Source organism: Kocuria tytonicola (genome assembly GCF_003687455.1).
Classification (GTDB): domain Bacteria; phylum Actinomycetota; class Actinomycetes; order Actinomycetales; family Micrococcaceae; genus Kocuria; species Kocuria tytonicola.
The window spans coordinates 1-4,081 of the sequence record NZ_PHOA01000145.1 but is presented as its reverse complement, the minus strand read 5'-3'; the positions used below and the strand labels follow the sequence as shown (position 1 = coordinate 4,081).

4 protein-coding genes are annotated in these 4,081 nt (G+C 71.2%); all 4 read right to left on the bottom strand.

Annotated elements, in window-relative coordinates; all coding sequences use genetic code 11:
- Positions 1 to 121 precede the first annotated feature (121 nt).
- A complete protein-coding gene (locus CWC38_RS11140; RefSeq protein ID WP_121846791.1) occupies positions 122 to 1,147 on the bottom strand; it encodes a hypothetical protein in 1,026 nt (341 codons plus the stop codon).
- Complete coding sequence (locus tag CWC38_RS11135) at positions 1,144 to 2,445, bottom strand: sensor histidine kinase (RefSeq protein ID WP_240625237.1); 1,302 nt, start codon at positions 2,443 to 2,445, stop codon at positions 1,144 to 1,146. Before CWC38_RS11135 ends, CWC38_RS11140 begins: the two co-directional genes overlap by 4 nt.
- A gap of 19 nt (positions 2,446 to 2,464) precedes the next feature.
- The gene (locus tag CWC38_RS11130; protein WP_121846790.1) at positions 2,465 to 3,181 is read right to left on the bottom strand and encodes a response regulator transcription factor; all 717 of its coding nucleotides are present in this window, start codon (positions 3,179 to 3,181) and stop codon (positions 2,465 to 2,467) included.
- 63 nt (positions 3,182 to 3,244) lie between these two features.
- A partial coding sequence (locus CWC38_RS12155; RefSeq protein WP_121846789.1) for a YrzE family protein occupies positions 3,245 to 4,081 on the bottom strand: 837 nt, incomplete at its 5' end.

Genomic DNA, 4,081 nt, shown 5'->3' with positions numbered 1-4,081 from the left:
GCTGTGCAGTGCCCTCGCCGTGGGGGGGGGGGTGGGGGAGAGAACGAGGACGGACCGGCGGACAGAGGAGCGCAGGCAGAGGAGAGCGGCCGGCGGAAGGCCGCTGTGGTCGGGGGTCCGGTCAGAAGACCGACGCCGTGCCCGTGACGTCCTCGATCTCCACGGCCACGGGGTCGTCGTCGGGGTTCTGGGAGTCGTGCACGATGAACACGGCCGCGGTGTCGTCCGGGGGCAGGGCGCGGACGGTGACCACTCCGGACTCCGCCTGGGCGAGGACCTGGGCGAGCTGCTCCGCCGTGGAGGCGAGCACCTCGGGCGACGGCGGGTAGCCGCGCTCGTCCAGGATGTCCACGGCGATGCCCCGGGCGCGCGCGGCACGCGTGAGCTCCAGGATGTGGGGCGTGGCGATCGAACGGCCCCGGATGCTGTCCCGCAGCTGGGCCTCGGTGAGGCGGAACTGCTGCAGGTCGTAGTCCGTGACCTCTGCGGTCTCATGCGCGATCTGCTCCAGCAGCCCGCCCGCGAGGCGGCGCACCACGTCCACCCGCTGGCTGGACGCGTAGCGGATGCCCCTCTCCGCCTCGTCCCGGCTGCGCGCGGCGTCCAGGATGCGCCGGGTGTCCTCGCGCCGTCGCATGAAGAAGTTGTACTGCCGCTCCACCAGCCAGGTCACGATCATCACGGCGACCCCCACCACGTGGTACGCCTCAATGGGCAGGGGGACGCCGTCCACCACGGGCCAGCGGGCCACGGACAGCACCGTGACACCGCACCAGACGAGGAACGCCCAGCCCGGGCGCCGTCGCATCCCCAGGGCGAGGAGCTCCGCGATGAACCCCAGGTGGAACCACGGGACCTGCCCCGCGTCCATGGCTCTCGGGGTCACGGCGTAGCCCTGCTGGGCGGCTGTCAGGAAGAGCACCGCGGACACCGCCGCGGGCAGCGCGTGGAAGCGGCGCCCGTCCCAGCGCGGCACGGCCACGATCAGTCCGGCGAGGGAGTACGTCACCAGGGAGACCACGATGGGCACGGGGTGCGTGGCCTCATCCAGGTACTGGATGGCGTCGAGGAGAGGGGCCACGAACGCGGGGAGGACGAACAGACCCATGAACCGGTGCGCGAAGGCGGCACGCCTGACCCCGCTCACGCGCGGGCATCCTTCGGCCAGATCAGCGTCACCCGGGTGCCGCGTCCCTGAGCGGTGTCCAGCTCCACGTGGCCGCCGATCGAGTCCAGGTTCTCCATGATGGACACGCGCACTCCCAGCCTGTGGTTCGGGACGTCGTGGTAGTGGAAGCCCCGCCCGGTGTCACTGATGGTGAAGCGCAGGTAGAAGCCCTCCGGGTTGATGGGGGTGGGCTCGCAGATCTCACCCTCCATCGACACCGTGGTGGTGTCGCTGCCCGAGTGGCGGGCGCTGTTCGCCACCGCCTCCGTGACGGCCTGTGTGAGACCGTGCGCCACGTAGGCGGGGACGAACACGCGGGGTTCCCCCACGGGCCGCATGGGGGCCCGCAGGTTGGTGAACCGCACCCGGGCGCGCCACGGGGCCAGGGCGTCCATGAGCTCGTCCATGAGCTCGTGCACCATCACGGTGTGTGCGCCCGTGGACCGGCTGGACTCCTCGGCCAGCACGTCCAGGGCGCGTGCGGCGAGCTGACGGGTGCGCCGGGGGAGAACTCCGCGGGAGCGGGAGGCGTCCAGCAGCGCCGCCATGACGTTGTCATGGATGAGCCGGTCGATGCGTTCCTGGTCCTCGGTCTCGGAGCGGCTGCGGCGCATCGCGAGGGTCTCGGACAGCGCCTCGGCGTAGTCCAGGTCCATGCGCTGCGCCCCGCGCTTGCCCGCGGTGAGGATCATGACGAGCATCAGGGAGAACACCGCGCGGGACATCCCCGCGGCAACCCACGACTCCGCGCCGGGGCCCACGCTGATCAGCTGGCTCGACACCACCCCGTAGGCCACCTCGATCATGAGCATGTAGAGCACGGCCACCCGGGGGCTCCACAGCACCGCCGCGGCCCCCACGGCCAGGATGATGAACCCCGAGATCCACGGGTTCTGCGGCAGGCAGCCACCTCGCCACGCCAGGGGCAGCGCCAGGATGGAGGCGGCCACCACGGCTGTGTACGCGAGGAAAACCCACGGGCGCACGGAGTGGCGCAGCCCGTAGTACAGGGTGAGCCCCGTGAGCACGGCGAGTGCCGCGAGGAAGAGCGTGTACCACCCGTGCAGCGCGGACTGCTGCTGCGCGAAGATGGGCAGCACCTCGATCAGGTGCGTCACCCCGAAGACCCCGAGGCCGATCATCGCCAGCCAGTGGGCCCGGTACGTGTAGACCCCCAGCTCACCCGGTGCGGTGGTCGCGAAGAAGCGCTTCCACCGCAGCCGGGTGCTGACCACCCGGTAGGAACGGGCCCTGCTGCCTGAGCCGCGGAGGATCATGGAGCGCCCGCGGGAAGGGTCACAGCTTCTTCTCGGCGCTCGTGACGTCGTCCTCCGGGTCCACCAGGCCGTCCTCGATGGCGCGGATGCGCAGGTCGATCTTGGTGGGCGCCGGGCGGCCGATGCGTGCGTACTTCTCGCGGATGCGGTCGATGTTCGTCTTCACTGCGGACTGCTTGATGCCCATGCGGCGTGCCACCTGCACCTGTGCGAACCCGGAGGCGTACAGCCTCAGTGTCTCCCTCTCCCTCGGGGACAGTGCGGCCCGGGAGAACTCCACGTCACCGTCGATGGCTGCGGCGAGCTCCTTGGTGATCACGGGCTTGCCGTCCGCGATGGCCCGCGCCTCCTCGATGGCGTGCTCGAGCGGGTCCGACTTGCGGACCAGGCCCAGCGCACCCGCGCGCAGGGCCTCGCGGATCAGCCCGGTGTTCTCCCCGATGCTGAAGATCAGCACTTTCATCCCGGCGCTGCGCAACCGCTCCACGTTGCTCGCCGGGCGGGACTTGTCCGCGAGGGACAGGTCCAGCAGCACCACGTCGCACTCGATGCGCTTGGCCCCCTGTGCCGTGAGCGCGGGATTCTCCGGGTCCCGGCCCAGCTGGTCCAGCAGCGTGGTCACCGAATCGGATGATCCCACGAGCTTCACGTCCGCGAGTGATGTCATGGACACCAGCCGCACACCTTCGCGGACAACTTCATGGTCGTCGACTATCGCGACAAGCGTTGAAGGCATGGTCGTTTCCTCCGTACTCCCCTGCGGAGGCCCAGCCCAGGTCTCCGACAGTACGGAAGTCTACTATTCCCTTGTATTCGAAATGGTCCACGTGTCCACTTTGCGGTGGTAGCGCATGCCCCACACGCCGCCGAGAACCGCGCCCACAAGTCCCAGTACCAGCGTGGCCGCGAGCGCCACCAGCCCGATGCCGGTGTGGGAGCCGATGAGCTCCTGCACCTGCCAGCGCCGCCCGCCTTCACGGAACGCGTCCGACCACAGCAGGACGGCTCCGGACACGACGGCGCGCGCCACCAGGGACCACAGCCAGAGCCCCACGCCCTGGGCCGCCCCGGAGAACCGGGCCATGCGCCCCGCAACGTACCCGCCCGCGAGCATGGACAGCAGCTCCACCGCCGCCAGGACGACGACGCCGCCCCACAGCTGGGCGGTTCCGGAGCCGTTCCACGCCCGGACCAGGGTGTCTCCGGCGCCGTCCGCGGTGTCCACCCCGAACTGCGGTCCCACCAGGGCGGCCAGAGCGAGCAGCAGCGCACCCAGGGCGATCGCCGTGAGCAGCCCGAACATCCCCGGCAGGAACTGGATGCGGCCGAAGCGCTCCCGCTGCCGGGCGCGCACCTGCTCCGCGCTCGGCCGGGTCACGGGGGTGGCGCCGGAACCGTCCGAGCGCACGGCCGGGCGCATGGTGTCCCAGGCCGCCTCCGCGGAGATCCGCTCGTCCGGTCGGGTCAGGTGGTCGTCACCCACGGGGTCCACCGGGCCCGTCTGCGGATCGCGGGGGTGCAGCCGGCCGGAGGCCACGCCGGTGCGACCGGTGCGGGGCGCGTCGCGCCCGGTGCGGGCCGAGGCGTCGTCGGACGGGGTGACGGGCATGGCGGCGGTGGCCCCGGTCCACTGCGG

Coding starts and splice junctions, on each gene's coding strand:
- CWC38_RS11130 (WP_121846790.1), bottom strand. CDS start 3,181: ATGCCTTCAACGCTTGTCGCGATAGTCGACGACCATGAAGTTGTCCGC.
- CWC38_RS11135 (WP_240625237.1), bottom strand. CDS start 2,445: ATGATCCTCCGCGGCTCAGGCAGCAGGGCCCGTTCCTACCGGGTGGTC.